The organism is Bacillus paramycoides (assembly GCF_038971285.1).
Lineage (GTDB): Bacteria > Bacillota > Bacilli > Bacillales > Bacillaceae_G > Bacillus_A.
Map to the genome: position 1 here is coordinate 54,376 of NZ_CP152427.1, position 15,082 is coordinate 69,457.

Consider the following 15,082-nt stretch of genomic DNA (forward strand, 5'->3'; position numbering starts at 1 on the left):
TGAGAGGGGTTTTGAAAATGATAGGTTTATTAGAGCAATTTTATAAAAATGAAGAGATCCAATCGGTTATTAATGGATTAGAAGATGGTTTAAAAGAGCAACTTGTATCAGGTATGGCAACCTCTTCTCGTTCGTTATTAATGGCGGCCTTATATAAAAAAACAAAAAAATCACAACTTATTGTGACGCATAATTTATATCAAGCACAAAAAGTACACGAAGATTTAGTGGCGTTACTTGGTGAAAAAGATGTGTGGCTATACCCAGTAAATGAATTGATAGCATCAGAACTTGGTGTTGCAAGCCCAGAATTGAAGGCACAACGCATTGAAGTATTAAATCGCTTAGCTGCAGGAGAGCATGGGATTATTGTAGCACCAGTCGCAGGGTTACGCAGATTTTTACCAATGAAAGAATTGTGGAAGCAAAGGCAAATCGAAATCAGTCTAGGGCAAGAGATTGATTTAGATACATTCTTGCATACCTTACATCATATTGGCTATGAGCGTAAGTCGATGGTAGAAGCTCCTGGGGAATTTAGTTTGCGCGGGGGAATATTAGATATTTATCCACTAACTGAAGAGTTACCAGTTCGTATTGAATTCTTCGACACAGAAGTCGATTCTATTCGATTATTTGATGTGGATGAACAGCGCTCTCAAGATAAAAAAGAAAGTGTTAGATTCGGCCCAGCAACGGAGTTCTTATTTTCACAGGAAGAATTGAAATCGGGGATTAAGCATCTTGAAGAAGGCTTGACTAAGACGATGCAAAAACTTTCCGATGACAAATTGAAGACTACGGTGCTTGAGACGGTAAGTCATGAAATTGAGATGTTAAAAAACGGGCAAAGTATAGAACAGATGTTTAAATATTTATCTATTTTCTATAACGAACCTGCTAGTCTGATAGATTATTTACCAGAAGATGGTGTTGTGATTTTAGATGAGATTTCCCGTATTCAAGAAACAGCATCACATCTTGAAACGGAAGAGGCGGAATGGTATATATCACTTCTTGGTGAGGGAACGATTATTCAAGATTTATCTTTCTCCCACTCGTTTGAAGAATTTCTTCATCATAAAAAAAGAAGCTTTGTATATTTAACGTTATTCTTACGTCATATCGCCCATACACACCCACAAAACATTGTGAATGTAACATGTAAGACAATGCAAGATTTCCATGGACAGATGCAGTTATTGAAAACTGAAATTGATAGATGGAACGAAGGGCATTTTACGACGGTTGTGCTAGGCACAGATGATGAACGTGTAAAAAAACTACAACATATTTTAAGTGACTATGATATTGAGGCAGATATTGTAGAGGGCACAGATATATTATTGCCTGGAAGGTTACAAATTGCTGTAGGTGATTTACATGCAGGATTTGAAATGCCGATGCAAAAACTTGTTGTCATTACTGAAAAAGAGCTTTTTCATAAGAAAGTTAAAAAATCACAACGTAAGCAAAAGTTATCTAATGCTGAACGTATTAAAAGTTATTCGGAATTAAAAGTTGGGGATTATGTAGTTCATGTAAATCATGGTATAGGTAAATTTTTAGGTATCGAAACATTAGAGATTAATGGTGTCCATAAAGATTATTTAAATATTAAATACCAAGGTAATGATAAGTTATACGTTCCAATCGAACAAATTGACCAAGTGCAAAAATATGTAGGATCTGAAGGTAAGGATCCGAAAGTTTATAAATTGGGCGGAAACGATTGGAAGAAGGTCAAAACGAAAGTTGAAAAATCTGTACAAGATATTGCAGATGACCTAATTAAACTATATGCAGAGCGTGAAGCTTCAAAGGGTTATGCATATACACCAGATACGGCAGAACAACAAGAATTTGAGTCTTCTTTCCCGTATCAAGAGACAGAGGATCAATTACGTTCTATTGAAGAGATTAAAAAGGATATGGAACGAGGACGTCCAATGGATAGGCTTCTTTGTGGCGATGTAGGGTATGGAAAGACAGAAGTAGCTATTCGTGCGGCGTTTAAGGCGATTATGGATGAAAAGCAAGTTGCAATTTTAGTGCCGACAACGATCCTTGCGCAACAACACTATGAAACAATTCGAGAGCGTTTTCAAGATTATCCAATTAATATAGGATTGTTAAGTAGATTCCGTACGAGAAAACAGCAAAATGAAACGATTAAGGGCCTAAAAGATGGCACAGTAGACATTGTAATTGGAACACATCGTATTTTATCTAAAGATGTTACTTATAAAGATTTAGGTCTTCTTATTATTGATGAAGAACAAAGATTTGGTGTAACGCATAAAGAAAAAATTAAACAATTAAAAGCGAATGTCGATGTATTAACATTAACGGCAACTCCAATTCCGCGTACGCTCCATATGTCTATGCTTGGTGTGCGTGATTTATCTGTTATTGAGACGCCGCCGGAAAATCGTTTCCCGGTTCAAACGTATGTAGTAGAGTATAATCCAGCATTAATGCGAGAAGCGATAGAACGAGAGCTTGCAAGAGGTGGTCAAGTTTACTTCCTGTATAATCGTGTAGAGGATATCGAACGAAAAGCAGATGAAATTTCGATGTTAGTTCCAGACGCGCGTGTAACTTATGCACACGGGAAAATGAACGAAAGTGAATTAGAGTCTGTTATGCTATCGTTTTTAGAAGGGCAGCATGACGTTCTTGTAAGTACAACGATTATTGAGACGGGTGTAGATATTCCGAATGTAAATACGTTAATTGTATTTGATGCAGATCGTATGGGATTATCACAGTTGTATCAGCTCCGTGGACGTGTTGGACGTTCTAATCGTGTTGCGTATGCATACTTTGCATACAAACGAGATAAGGTGTTATCAGAAGTTGCTGAGAAGCGTCTGCAAGCCATTAAAGAGTTCACAGAGCTTGGATCAGGTTTCAAAATTGCGATGAGAGACTTATCAATTCGTGGTGCGGGTAACTTGTTAGGAGCCGAACAACATGGATTTATTGATTCTGTCGGCTTTGATTTATATTCTCAAATGTTAAAAGATGCAATTGAACAGCGTAGAGGAACAGACGGAGTTGAAAATACCGTTAATGTTGAAATTGATTTAGAAGTAGATGCATATTTACCGGATGCTTATATTTCAGATAGTAAACAAAAAATTATGATGTATAAACAATTTAGAGGTGTTTCTGCAATTGAGGATATTGAAGAGTTGCAGGAAGAGATGATAGATAGATTTGGTGATTACCCGCAAGAAGTTGGTTACTTATTACAAATCGCAAATATTAAAGTGTTGGCAATGAAAGAACAAATTGAGTTAATTAAGCAAAATAAATTTGAAGTAACAATTCTGTTCTCAGAACAAGCGAGTCAAAACATTGATGGCGGAAAATTATTCATGCTTGGAAATAGTTTTGGACGTATGATTGGTCTGGGAATGGAAGGATCACAATTGAAAATCGTTATGAAAACAAATGGCTTAGAGACATCGAAGTGGTTAACAATTGCTGAAAATTTATTAAAAGGCTTGCCAGATGTAAAAAAAGAAGTCATAAATGCCTAATATTAGATAAAAAAATGCAATTCGACGTGCATAGAAGAACTAATGTGTAAAATACTATGTCTAACAGTTGGTGATTTTTACATGAACAGGTAAATTCACCACTTTGATCATCAGTAGAAAGTGAGGCAGCATTAGAATGAAAGCAACTGGAATCGTACGTCGAATTGATGATTTAGGTAGGGTAGTAATCCCGAAGGAAATTCGTAGAACTTTACGTATTCGAGAAGGGGACCCACTAGAAATATTTGTAGATCGCGATGGAGAAGTAATTTTAAAGAAATATTCTCCAATTAGCGAACTAGGTGATTTTGCAAAAGAATATGCAGATGCTTTATATGATAGCTTAGGACATAATGTGCTTGTATGCGATCGAGATTCTATTATCGCAGTATCAGGTGTATCAAAAAAAGAATACTTAAATAAAAGCGTTGGCGATCTAATTGAAAAAACGATGGAAGAAAGAAAGTCTGTTATTATGACGGACGAAAGTGATATTTCCATTATTGATGGTGTAACAGAAAAGGTTCATTCTTATACAGTTGGACCAATTGTTGCAAATGGAGACCCAATTGGAGCTGTCATTATTTTTTCAAAAGAAGCTATTATAAGCGAGATTGAGCATAAAGCAGTTAATACTGCTGCAAGTTTCTTAGCGAAACAAATGGAACAGTAAGGATGTATAATTTTGGAAGTAGTAATCTTTCCTAATTATGATATTTCTTCTTGAGAGATCAATTATTTGGAGATATGTATATTGAATGAAGGTAGCGCTTTGCTACCTTTTTTCGTTGAACATTTCTAGCGTTGCACGAACGTATGATTACTCGTGTAGGTAAGGAAGCTTGTCCTTTTCTTTATGATATAATACGAGGGGTGAGAATAGAAAAAGGAGTTTTCTTGTATGGAATCGAAGAAGTATCAAGCCTTTTGGCGAGGGGCTATTATATTAACAATCGCAAGTTTTGTTACAAAGGTATTAAGCGCCTTTTACCGTATTCCATATCAAAATATAGCGGGTGACATTGGTTTTTATATTTATCAACAAATTTATCCGTTTTATGGATTTTGTTTAATTTTAGCTACTTATGGGTTCCCCATTATAATTTCAAAAATGGTTGCGGAACGATTAGGACGAGGGAAAAAGCAAGAAGCAGAGGAAATTATCTGTGTATCTTTTTGGTTTTTATTAGGGATTGGTTTCATAGGATTTTTTACACTATTCTTTGGTGCCGAAGCAATTGCAACAGCTATGGGTGATATACACTTAGATAAGTTATTACGTGTTATTTCCTTTTCATTCATATTGATGCCGTTTTTATCTGTAGCAAGAGGATATTTTCAGGGGTTCAATAATATGATGCCAACAGCTGTTTCACAAGTGATAGAACAAACAATTCGTGTTTCTATTATTGTATTTTTATCTCTATTCCTAATTGCTCACGGATTTGATTTATATACAGTTGGTGCAGGTGCTATGTTAGGTTCAATCGCAGGTGGACTGATTGGGATTATCGTACTTGTACTTTATATGCGTCATGATTTTCATTCTATATTCTTCAAAAGCGTAAAGAGAATTAGAGGGAAAAAGAAGATCATTAAAATCCTGTTTTGGCAAGGATTGGCGATTTGTGTTAGTAACTTAGTGCTTATTTTTATACAAATGGCTGATTCTGTTTCTTTCTATTCTTTACTTATTGGGGCAGGAGAGCAAGCTGAAAGTGCAAAGGTGTTAAAAGGTGTTTATGACAGAAGTATCCCGCTTATGCAATTAGGTACTGTCGTAACAACTTCTTTCTCGTTGTCACTTATTCCAATTATAACAGCGGCGAAGGAAAGAGGAGATCTTACCTTTATTCAAGAAAAGGTAAAGTTAGCAATGAAAATAACATTTGTTATTGGATTTGCAGCGGCCATTGGATTAACTTGTATTATTCAGCCTACGAATATTATGTTGTTTGAAAATAGTGATGGGTCAGATGTTTTATCCATTTTATCTTTATCTATTTTATTTAGTTCATTGTCAATTACGACCGCTTCTATTTTGCAAGGGTTAGGACAAACATTAAAACCAGCAATATTCGTTATATTTGGGGGTTGTTTAAAGTTAGCTTTAAATTATATATTAATGCCGTATTTTGGTGTGAAGGGAGCTGCAATTGCAACGCTAGTTGCGTTAATTGTAATTTCTGTACTAAATAGTGTATTACTTATGCGAGGTGTATCTGAATCGCTTATCGACAAACGGAATATGTTAGGTGTAGTTATTAGTGGTATCGGTATGGGATTTGTATTAATAGTGTTTATGCGTGTATTGCAAATGTCTGGATTAGTAATTGATACGGAACATAGAGGAATCGCGACACTTGAGGCATTATTAGGTGTAGCTATCGGTGGATTAGCATATATGTTTTTAATTTTAAAATTACGTGTATTTACAAAAGCGGAAATAGGAACCGTTGTGAAAAAAGAGACAAAAGAAGGTTCATTGAAGAAGAGTGGATAGAGGTGGCAGGTTGTGAGTGGAATCATTACTATTTTAGGATTAGGTGCTGGTGAATTAGATCAGTTAACGATGGGTGTATATCGAAAAATAAAAGAAGCAGATCACATGTTTGTTAGAACGAAGGAACATCCCGTTATAGAAGAGTTGGAGAAAGAAGGTATACAATATACTGCTTTTGACGATGTATATGAAGCGCATGATACATTTGAAATTGTATATGAAACAATTGCGAATACATTGCTAAAACAAGCTGAAGGTGCAGAAATCATCTATGCTGTTCCAGGGCATCCGCTTGTAGCGGAAAGAACGGTTCAGCTACTGTTGGAAAAAAGTGAAGTAGCGAATATTGAAGTGCGAATTGAAGGTGGACAAAGTTTCCTTGATCCTATGTTTGCAAGTCTTAAGATTGATCCAATTGAAGGGTTCCAATTAATTGACGCTACATCATTTGAAAGAGGACAATTAGAATTACGTCAACACTTAATCTTTTGCCAAGTATATGACGCATTCGTTGCATCAGATGTGAAATTAACATTAATGGAGATGCTGCCAGATGATTATGAAGTGTATATCGTAACAGCTGCAGGGACTTCATTTGAACAAGTGAAAAAGGTGCCGTTGTACATGTTAGATCATGAAACGGAGTTGAATAACTTAACGAGCGTATATGTACCACCAGTTCAGGAACGTGCGTCCTTGTATCAACAGTTTGATGTACTTCGAGAAATTATTGCAGACCTTCGTGGCCCAAATGGTTGTCCGTGGGATAAAAAGCAAACGCATCAATCTTTAAAGAAGTATTTAATTGAGGAAGCTTATGAAGTATTGGAAGCAATTGATGAAGAGGATGACGATCACTTAGTAGAGGAACTAGGTGACGTATTACTACAAGTTATGCTGCATGCTCAAATCGGAGAAGATGAAGGTTGGTTCTCTATAGATGATATTATTCGAACTTTATCTGAGAAAATGGTTCGTCGTCATCCGCATGTATTTGGGAATACAGATGTAAATAGTGCCGATGAAGTACTTGCCAATTGGGAAGAAATTAAAAAACAAGAAAAAGGATTTGTGAAAGAATCCGTTTTAAATGGAGTTCCAAAAAGTTTGCCGCAGTTACTACGTGCGTATGAAATTCAGAAAAAAGCTGGTAAGGTTGGTTTCGATTGGGTTGATGTGCAACCGATGATAGAGAAAGCCTTAGAAGAATGGCACGAGTTCCAACAAGAAGTTACAAACATGGATGAGGCGAAGATGTTAAGTGAATTCGGCGATTTACTATTTGCGTTTGTTAATATAGCTCGTCATTATAAAATAGATCCAGAAGAAGCGTTACGTTCAACAAATGAGAAATTTGTCGGTCGTTTCTTATACATGGAAGCAAAGGTAGCTGAAATGAATAAAGAGATGCAAGATTTATCATTAGAGCAGTTGGATGTTTTATGGGAAGAGGCAAAACAAACAGAGCGTTAATAGGGGGATTTGATATGCGTTTAGATAAGTTTTTAAAAGTATCACGTTTAATTAAAAGAAGAACATTAGCAAAAGAAGTAGCTGATCAAGGAAGAATATCAATTAATGGTCAAGTGGCAAAAGCGAGTTCAGATGTGAAAGTAGCTGATGAATTAACAATTCGTTTTGGTCAAAAAATAGTAACTGTAAAAATAAATGAATTGAAAGAAACGACTAAAAAAGAAGATGCCACAAATATGTATAGTTTAGTTAGCGAAGAAAAGGTAAAGGCTGAAGAAGGCTTGTTCTAAAATCGATTATCCCTTCATACATTACTATTAGCTAGTATAAATGTATGGGGGGATTTACGTGAATAATGGTTACTCACCTATGTCTTCTAATCAACAAAATGTTTCTGTAGAGCATGATATTATTATGCGTGGCAGGCGTGTAATTGATATTACCGGTGTAAAGCAGGTAGAGAGTTTTGATAGTGAAGAGTTTTTGCTTGAGACTGTAATGGGCTTTTTAACAATTCGTGGTCAAAATTTGCAAATGAAAAATTTAGATGTGGAAAAAGGTGTTGTATCGATTAAAGGGAAAGTTCATGAGATGCTGTATATTGATGAGAATCAAGGGGAGAAAACTAAAGGATTCTTTAGTAAGTTGTTTAAATGAGCCTAACAATTCAGTTGTATACGATGCTCTCAATGATCGGAATGGGTGCTTGGATTGGAGCGTCTTTAGATACATACCAACGATTTTTAAAGCGGCAAGAACGTAAACGTTGGCTTGTGTTTATACATGATATACTATTTTGGATTGTCCAAGCATTATTCGTCTTTTACGTATTGCTTCTTGTAAATGAAGCTGAACTACGTATATATGTATTTTTGGCATTATTATGTGGTTTTGCGGCGTATCAAAGCTTATTGAAAGCAATATACATGAGACTGTTAAATTTTCTCATCTATATTTTTATGCAAACAACACACTTTTTTGTTCAAATTATAAAGCTACTCATGATAAAACCTGTTATTATTATAGCGCAGCTATTTATTGCATTTATATTATTCTTATTTCGTATACTGCTTTCAATTGGACATGTGTTATGGAAAATGGTGATTTGGATATTACTTTTCATATGGAAAGTTTTTTTCTGGCCTGTTCGATTTATTGCTTCGCTCATATGGAAACTTCTCCCTAATCGTGTTAAACTTTTTATAATGAAACATGTAGGGTTCCTGCAATATATAGCAAAATTGAAGGAACATATCTTCCAATTATGGGAGCGTATAAAAAAGAAGTTAGGGGGACCTCGGAAATGAGGGAACTGAGACAAAGAACAATCGAAAAACAGAGTCCAAATCCTGTTAAAGAGCATATAATACAAACGGATGAGAACAGGAAGCGACTTTATCGCCGTTTAGCGGTTTTTCTTGTCTTTGCTTTTACAATTATTGCGAGTATTAGTGTAACGTTTTATCAACAAAACAGTTCCATTAAAGCAAAAGAAGCAAAAGTTAAGGACATGAAAAAAGAACTGGATTCATTAACGAACAAAGAAAAAAGTCTAAAAGACGAAGTTCAAAAGTTGAATGATGAAGAGTACGTATTAAAGATTGCTAGAAGGGATTATTTCTTCTCTGGAAAAGGGGAGATAATTTTTCCTGTTTCTAAGTAGAGTATGTCTTATTGACACTATATTTTAGGATTATATATAATAAAGTAAAATTTGACTTTTTAACCACTAAGGAGGAGCATTTTTTTTATGTCAATCGAGGTAGGCAGCAAGTTACAGGGTAAAGTAACAGGTATTACAAATTTTGGGGCTTTTGTGGAGCTGCCAGAAGGCTTAACGGGTCTTGTTCATATTAGTGAAGTTGCTGATAATTATGTGAAAGATATTAACGATCACTTAAAAGTGGGCGACCAAGTAGAAGTAAAAGTTATTAACGTTGAAAAAGATGGTAAGATCGGTCTATCTATTAAAAAAGCGAAAGAGCGTGAAAAAACAGAAGGAGATCGTCCACGTGGTGAATACCAACGCGGTGGTGATCAACAACGTTCTGGACGTCCACAACGTAATCGTTCTTTCAACAGAGATAACCGTGGTGGCGGTAACGACCGTGCTCCAAAAGAAACATTCGAGCAAAAGATGGCACGTTTCTTAAAGGATAGCGAAGATCGTTTAACTTCTTTAAAGCGTAACACAGAATCTAAACGTGGTGGCCGTGGCGCACGTCGCGGATAATAACAATGTTTAATTCTTAGTATATAGAGAGGTGCCCAGGGCGATTGCTCGGGGTGCTTTTTTATATGTGAAAATATATTTTTAAAAAAGTTTTCAAGATGTGTTGACTTTAAATTATATCTAGGGTAAGATACTAATTGTCCGTTAAATAAGACGACATGGCGGTGTAGCTCAGCTGGCTAGAGCGTACGGTTCATACCCGTGAGGTCGGGGGTTCGATCCCCTCCGCCGCTATATTTAATTTTAACGGCCCGTTGGTCAAGTGGTTAAGACACCGCCCTTTCACGGCGGTAACACGGGTTCGAATCCCGTACGGGTCATCTAAAAAAGATCATGCAAATGTGCATGATCTTTTTTTTGTTAAATAAATTAAGACATACAACACTTCTACAAAATCACCCTATATTTTCTGAATGTTCGGTTAAAATATTAAAAATAAAATACATACCGTGTATATATGTAGAGTTATTTCGAATAAAAAGTCGAACGATTATAAAAGTGAAAACTGTTGTTTTGACAAAAATCCCAATAATCATCTTTTATAATGACAGTAATTAAACTATGCAGGTGGTGTTAAAAATATGCCTAAAGCAGGAAGGAATACTATGAATACAAGTGCATTGGCAATGAATGAAGGTCAGCTTGGAGGAGTAAAGTGGACGAGTAAGTTGCGAATGAAGTTTGAACAAGTTTTCTTTAGATGGGGATTTATTATTGTTGTTATTGGTTTTCTTTTGGGACGAGCATATATATTAACAAACATTTTACCGTTTGCACTGCCGTTTTTTGCTGCTGTTTATGTTATGAAGCGGGATAAAATGCCGCTCGCGTTCTTGGCTCTAATGGGAGGCGCACTTTCAGTTTCGATAGATAATTTATTCTTTACCTTTGCATCTATCTTTACTTTCTTCATTTATAATATCTTCTTTAGTCGGTTTACACGTAAAACTGTTGGACTTGTACCATTCCAAGTATTTATCTCCGCATTAACCGCACATTTAGTTGTTGTATATTTTGCACAACAAACTGTTACCATGTACGATTTACTCGTTAGTACGATTGAGGCAGGGCTTAGCTTCGTATTAACTATGATATTTTTACAAAGTGTCCCGCTTTTAGTAGAAAGAAAAGGGAAACAACAAGCATTAGAGACGGAAGAAATCGTTTGTTTAATTATATTACTAGCATCTGTTTTAACAGGTACAACAGATTGGTTTGTATATGACGCTTCTATTCAACATATTTTTACTAGATATTTAGTGCTCGTGTTTGCATTTATCGCGGGAGCTGCTACAGGGTCTACAGTGGGAGTTGTCACTGGATTAATATTGAGTTTGGCGAATGTCTCCAGTTTGTCCCAACTTAGTCTGCTTGCTTTTTCTGGATTGCTTGGTGGTTTGCTAAAAGAAGGGAAGCGATTAGGTGTTAGTTTAGGTTTATTAATTGGGACGAGCTTGATTACGCTATATGTAGACAAGCAAACAAACATTGTGACAACTTTAATTGAATCTGGTGTAGCAATTGCTTTCTTCTTATTAACGCCGAAACTTGTTATGGATCGTATTGCTAAATTCATGCCAGGCACACAGGAGCATTCGCAAGATCAACAACAGTATTTAAGAAGAATGCGTGATGTTACAGCGAATAAAATCAATCAATTTGCCAATGTATTTGCTGCTTTATCTAATAGCTTTTCTGTATATGGATATGTGGAGGAGGAAGATAAAGAGACAGAGGCAGATTTGTTCTTAAGTACAATTACTGCAAAAACATGTCAAACGTGTTTTAAGAAAGATCAATGCTGGGTAGTTAATTTCGATAAAACGTACGATTATATGAAACAAATAATGAGCGAAACAGAAGAAGGAACTCTGCAGCATAATCGGAAGTTAGTTCGTGAATGGGACAAGCATTGTGTGAGAGGCAAGAAAGTGACGGATTTAGTAGCAGGTGAATTAGATCACTTCTATGAGGGACAAAAATTACGAAAACAAATGAAAGAAAATCGTAGAATAGTAGCGGAGCAATTGTTAGGTGTATCAAAGGTTATGGAGGATTTTTCCAAGGAGATACAAAGAGAAAGAGAAAATCATCAAGTACAGGAAGAACAGATTCTGCAAGCATTTCGTGATTTTGGTGTAGAAATAGAGCATGTTGATATTTATTGTTTAGATAGAGGAAGTATTGATATTGAAATGTTGATTCCAGTTGCATCTAATGAACATGGAGAGTGTGAAAAATTAGTTGCACCAATGCTTTCTGATATCCTAAAGGAAAATATAGTTGTGAAACATGAAGAAAAATCTTCTTACCCGAACGGCCACAGCTTAATATCATTTGGTTCAGCAAAAACGTATTCTCTTGATACCGGCTTGGCCACAGCTGCAAAAGGCGGTGGGTTTGTTTCGGGTGATTCTTATGCGATGATGGATTTAAGTGTTGGGAAATATGCCCTTGCAATTAGTGATGGCATGGGAAATGGGCAAAGAGCTCATATGGAGAGTAAAGAAACAGTGAAATTATTACAAAAAATACTTCAGTCAGGCATCGATGAGGAGATAGCGATTAAATCTATTAACTCTATTCTTTCTTTAAGAACAACAGAAGAGATGTTTACGACATTAGACTTAGCTATGGTAGATTTGCGGGATGCGAGTGCGAAGTTTTTAAAGATTGGATCGACGCCGAGTTTTGTTAAACGCGCAAATAATATTTTGAAAATTGAGGCAAGTAATTTACCAATGGGAATTATTGAGGATGTTGAAGTTGATGTAGTGGGTGAGCAATTAAAGACGGGCGATATTCTTATTATGATGAGTGATGGGATTTTTGAGGGCGCGCAGCATGTGGAGAATCACGAGTTATGGATGAAGCGGAAAATTAAAGAGTTACAAACTGAAGATCCACAAGAAATTGCTGATATCATTATGGAAGAGGTGATTCGCTCTGGCGATGGTTATATAAATGATGATATGACTATTGTAGTAGCGAAAGTGAAGAAAAATATGCCGAAGTGGGCTACCATTCCAATTGTAGGAATGCAAGCGCAATAAACTTGAAGTGTGATGTTTCTCTCTAAAAACCTAGGTGGATGCCTAGGTTTTTTTGCTTTAAAAGATAATAATATTATTTTTGCGAATATGTACGGATGATGTAAGATAAAAATGTAATTTTTGTATATCTTTTTTTTGCACAATGTTTGTAAAAGTTGTACCATTATAAACAAGGTAACTAACGTTGCTGTTCTTGTTTAATGAAAGGTGATTACGAAGTTGAAAGATACATTTGTTGAAAAAGTAGATGACTTTGTAAAGCAGCATGATGTATTAAAGGAACGCTCAACAATTGTTGTAGGGGTTTCTGGTGGTCCTGACTCTTTAGCTCTTCTATATTATTTGTTAGAAAAAAGAGCAGCAAAACAGTTTGAGATTGTAGTGGCGCATGTGGATCATATGTTTAGAGGTGATGAATCTCATGAGGACCTACAGTTTGTGCAGGACCTTTGTAAAGGACTGGGAGTTATTTGCGAAACGATAAGGATTAATGTGTCGCAATATCAACAGCAATACGTGATGAATGCACAAGTTGCTGCTAGAGAATGCAGATATGCATTTTTGGAAAGAATAATGAAGAAATATGATGCGAGGTATGTAGCCCTTGGACATCATGGTGATGATCAAGTAGAGACGATTTTAATGCGCCTTGTAAGAGGGAGTACTCCAAAAGGATATGCAGGAATTGCAGTGAAGCGTCCTTTTCATAATGGGTATTTAATTAGGCCGTTACTTGGAGTAACGAAGGAAGAGATTATTGATTACTGTCATAAGCTAAAAATAATTCCTCGTATAGATCCAAGTAATAAAAAGGAAGTATATACAAGGAATCGATTACGTAAATATGTTCTTCCTCATTTGAAAGAAGAAAATCCACAAGTGCATGAGAAGTTCCAAAAATTTAGCATGCAGATGCAAGAGGATGAGGCGTATTTGCAGGAATTAGCTTTTGAGAAAATGAATAAAGTAATTACAAAAAAAAGTGATAAACAAATTAGCTTATCAATTCCTGCCTTTGAATCCATGTCTATGCCTTTACAAAGAAGAGGGATTCAACTAATATTAAACTATCTTTATGAATATAAGATTCCATCTTCTCTTTCCTCTATACATATTGACAAAGTGATTGAGTTTTTTAAGCGGACACAACCTTCGGGTTCACTTGATTTCCCAGGTGATTTAAAAATTGTTCGCGCATACGAGGAGTGCAGCTTTGAATTTAAACAAGAAATTGTTTCCCCTTTTTTACAAGATTTATCAGTGCCCGGGACAATTACGCTATCGAACGGGGATATGCTTGTAACAGAGGTGAGCGAAGATATACCAAGTAACATGAATGAAACAGTTTTTGTTGCTAAGTATAATGATATATCATATCCACTTCGTATTCGTTCTAGAGAAAATGGAGATCGCATGTCAATACAAGGTATGAATGGCACCAAAAAGATAAAAGCTATTTTTATCGAAGCGAAAGTACCAAGAGAAAAAAGAGAAGAATGGCCGGTCGTTTGTGATGCAAGTGGGAACATTATTTGGATACCCTTGTTAAAGCGATCTGCATTTGCTATCTCGAAAGAGGTAACAAAGAAAGATAAATATATGATTATTCACTACAAAAGCAAGGAGTCTTCCGGGAGGATAATGAAATGATGAATCAAGATATCGAAAAAGTATTAATTTCTGAAGAACAAATACAAGAAAAGGTGCTCGAGTTAGGTGCAATTATTGCAGAGGATTATAAAAATACAGTACCTCTTGCGATTGGTGTACTAAAGGGTGCAATGCCATTCATGGCAGATTTATTAAAGAGAACAGATACATATCTTGAAATGGATTTTATGGCTGTATCTAGTTACGGTCACTCAACTGTTTCAACAGGCGAAGTGAAAATTTTAAAAGACCTTGATACTTCTGTAGAAGGTCGCGATATTTTAATCGTTGAAGATATTATTGATAGCGGTCTTACACTAAGCTACTTAGTAGACCTATTTAAATATCGTAAAGCGAAGTCTGTAAAAATTGTTACGTTATTAGATAAACCAACAGGCCGTAAGGTAGATTTGAAAGCGGATTATGTTGGATTTACTGTACCACATGAATTTGTTGTAGGGTATGGATTAGATTATAAAGAGCAGTACCGTAATCTTCCTTATGTAGGAGTATTAAAACCAAGCGTTTACTCAAATTAATTAAATACAGGCGTCACAATTGTATAGGAAAGTTTTTCTATGTTACGATTTACTATAGTGTTTATGCCGTGAGAGGAGGTTAG

General features: G+C 35.8%; 12 protein-coding genes and 2 tRNA genes. All 14 read left to right on the forward strand.

From position 1 onward, the window contains the following. Window positions 1-17 precede the first annotated feature (17 nt). Window positions 18-3,548, forward strand: a complete 3,531-nt coding sequence (gene mfd / locus AAG068_RS00300) for a transcription-repair coupling factor (RefSeq protein WP_342716594.1) — start codon at window positions 18-20, stop codon at window positions 3,546-3,548. A 136-nt stretch (window positions 3,549-3,684) separates the two neighbouring features. After that, window positions 3,685-4,221, forward strand: coding sequence for a stage V sporulation protein T (spoVT, locus tag AAG068_RS00305; RefSeq protein ID WP_000648302.1), 537 nt, complete (start codon window positions 3,685-3,687; stop codon window positions 4,219-4,221). Between the two features lie 228 nt (window positions 4,222-4,449). Beyond that, window positions 4,450-6,051, forward strand: a complete 1,602-nt coding sequence (locus AAG068_RS00310) for a putative polysaccharide biosynthesis protein (RefSeq protein WP_342716595.1) — start codon at window positions 4,450-4,452, stop codon at window positions 6,049-6,051. A gap of 12 nt (window positions 6,052-6,063) precedes the next feature. After that, complete coding sequence (mazG, locus tag AAG068_RS00315) at window positions 6,064-7,524, forward strand: nucleoside triphosphate pyrophosphohydrolase (RefSeq protein ID WP_342716596.1); 1,461 nt, start codon at window positions 6,064-6,066, stop codon at window positions 7,522-7,524. Between the two features lie 14 nt (window positions 7,525-7,538). Continuing rightward, entirely contained in the window at window positions 7,539-7,814 is a 276-nt protein-coding gene (locus AAG068_RS00320) for an RNA-binding S4 domain-containing protein (protein WP_342716597.1), read from the forward strand. Window positions 7,815-7,872: 58 nt separating this feature from the next. Then, complete coding sequence (gene yabP / locus AAG068_RS00325) at window positions 7,873-8,181, forward strand: sporulation protein YabP (RefSeq protein ID WP_001059101.1); 309 nt, start codon at window positions 7,873-7,875, stop codon at window positions 8,179-8,181. Beyond that, window positions 8,178-8,831: a spore cortex biosynthesis protein YabQ gene (gene yabQ / locus AAG068_RS00330; RefSeq protein WP_342716598.1), complete on the forward strand. Its 654-nt coding sequence runs from the start codon at window positions 8,178-8,180 to the stop codon at window positions 8,829-8,831. The genes yabP and yabQ overlap by 4 nt, the downstream gene beginning before the upstream one ends. Beyond that, window positions 8,828-9,187, forward strand: a complete 360-nt coding sequence (divIC, locus tag AAG068_RS00335; protein WP_001208736.1) for a cell division protein DivIC — start codon at window positions 8,828-8,830, stop codon at window positions 9,185-9,187. Before yabQ ends, divIC begins: the two co-directional genes overlap by 4 nt. Before the next feature lie 87 nt (window positions 9,188-9,274). Further along, window positions 9,275-9,757, forward strand: a complete 483-nt coding sequence (locus AAG068_RS00340; RefSeq protein WP_000021452.1) for a S1 domain-containing RNA-binding protein — start codon at window positions 9,275-9,277, stop codon at window positions 9,755-9,757. Between the two features lie 160 nt (window positions 9,758-9,917). Continuing rightward, a tRNA-Met gene (locus AAG068_RS00345) sits at window positions 9,918-9,991 on the forward strand. Between the two features lie 14 nt (window positions 9,992-10,005). Then, window positions 10,006-10,077, forward strand: a tRNA-Glu gene (locus tag AAG068_RS00350). Between the two features lie 261 nt (window positions 10,078-10,338). Further along, window positions 10,339-12,810 carry a stage II sporulation protein E gene (spoIIE, locus tag AAG068_RS00355; protein ID WP_342716599.1) on the forward strand — a complete coding sequence of 824 codons (2,472 nt, stop codon included), beginning with the start codon at window positions 10,339-10,341 and terminating at the stop codon, window positions 12,808-12,810. Window positions 12,811-13,029: 219 nt separating this feature from the next. Next, a complete protein-coding gene (gene tilS / locus AAG068_RS00360) occupies window positions 13,030-14,460 on the forward strand; it encodes a tRNA lysidine(34) synthetase TilS (RefSeq protein ID WP_342716600.1) in 1,431 nt (476 codons plus the stop codon). Next, window positions 14,457-14,999: a hypoxanthine phosphoribosyltransferase gene (gene hpt, locus AAG068_RS00365; RefSeq protein ID WP_000981838.1), complete on the forward strand. Its 543-nt coding sequence runs from the start codon at window positions 14,457-14,459 to the stop codon at window positions 14,997-14,999. The genes tilS and hpt overlap by 4 nt, the downstream gene beginning before the upstream one ends. Window positions 15,000-15,082 lie beyond the last annotated feature (83 nt).

What these genes read in the sequence shown, in the direction of transcription:
- divIC (WP_001208736.1), top strand. Translation starts at nt 8,828, where the DNA reads ATGAGGGAACTGAGACAAAGAACAATCGAAAAACAGAGTCCAAATCCT.
- spoIIE (WP_342716599.1), top strand. Translation starts at nt 10,339, where the DNA reads ATGCCTAAAGCAGGAAGGAATACTATGAATACAAGTGCATTGGCAATG.
- mfd (WP_342716594.1), top strand. Translation starts at nt 18, where the DNA reads ATGATAGGTTTATTAGAGCAATTTTATAAAAATGAAGAGATCCAATCG.
- spoVT (WP_000648302.1), top strand. Translation starts at nt 3,685, where the DNA reads ATGAAAGCAACTGGAATCGTACGTCGAATTGATGATTTAGGTAGGGTA.
- AAG068_RS00340 (WP_000021452.1), top strand. Translation starts at nt 9,275, where the DNA reads ATGTCAATCGAGGTAGGCAGCAAGTTACAGGGTAAAGTAACAGGTATT.
- yabQ (WP_342716598.1), top strand. Translation starts at nt 8,178, where the DNA reads ATGAGCCTAACAATTCAGTTGTATACGATGCTCTCAATGATCGGAATG.
- hpt (WP_000981838.1), top strand. Translation starts at nt 14,457, where the DNA reads ATGATGAATCAAGATATCGAAAAAGTATTAATTTCTGAAGAACAAATA.
- AAG068_RS00310 (WP_342716595.1), top strand. Translation starts at nt 4,450, where the DNA reads ATGGAATCGAAGAAGTATCAAGCCTTTTGGCGAGGGGCTATTATATTA.
- AAG068_RS00320 (WP_342716597.1), top strand. Translation starts at nt 7,539, where the DNA reads ATGCGTTTAGATAAGTTTTTAAAAGTATCACGTTTAATTAAAAGAAGA.